This is a genomic window from Xanthovirga aplysinae (genome assembly GCF_009711365.1).
GTDB lineage: Bacteria > Bacteroidota > Bacteroidia > Cytophagales > Cyclobacteriaceae > Xanthovirga > Xanthovirga aplysinae.
This window is the reverse complement of sequence record NZ_SMMB01000224.1, coordinates 1-747: the sequence shown is the minus strand read 5'-3', so window position 1 is coordinate 747 and position 747 is coordinate 1. Positions and strand designations below refer to the sequence as shown.

General features: G+C 34.4%; 1 protein-coding gene. It reads left to right on the top strand.

Translation table 11 applies throughout. The features are described from left to right. A partial coding sequence (locus E1171_RS00495; RefSeq protein ID WP_155203051.1) for a serine hydrolase domain-containing protein occupies positions 1 to 556 on the top strand: 556 nt, incomplete at its 5' end. Positions 557 to 747: the final 191 nt, after the last annotated feature.

Below are 747 nucleotides of genomic sequence, written 5' to 3'. Positions count from 1 at the left end.
ACCAGATTATGGAAGCATAAAATATTCGAACTTTGGGGTTGGTGTATTAGCCATTGCAATGCAAAATGCTACCCGACTTTCTTTTGATGAGTTGTTTCAACAATATATAGTCAACAATTTAGGGCTTGAAAACACATTCCTTCAATTAAAAGAGGTTCATTTTACCAATATGGCAATTCCACATCGAGGTTCTGAAGTTATGCCTCTTATTCAACTTGCGCATCTCAAATCAGCAGGTTCAATAAAAACATCCATTCCGGATATACTTTCTTTCCTACAAATACACTTACAACCTTCTCAAAAATATAAAACCATTGTAAATAATGTTTTTGAAAGTCAACTAAGTGATCAAGGGAATCAGGTAGGCATAGGATGGGGTATTTTTGAGCGAAATGGTATATCCCTTAGAGTTCATACAGGAGGCACCTATGGAAGTTCCAGTATCGTGATTGTGGCTCCTGAAAATAACATTGGCTTGGCCATTGTTTCCAATAACCAGGACAATGGTACACTAAATCGATATGCTTTTAAGCTATTGGACCAACATTTAGATTAACACTTAAAAACTGCAATTAACAATGAAAAAACTCAATAGATGACAAAGTTAAAAATGAACATTAATAAATAAATAAAACAAAGGCCAGTTATAACACGAAAGTAAGTACATAAAAACCGCTACTTCTTTTATAAGGGACCCTTAGCTCTCACAAAGCATGATAAAGGGACATAGTTTACACTTTTTGAGTA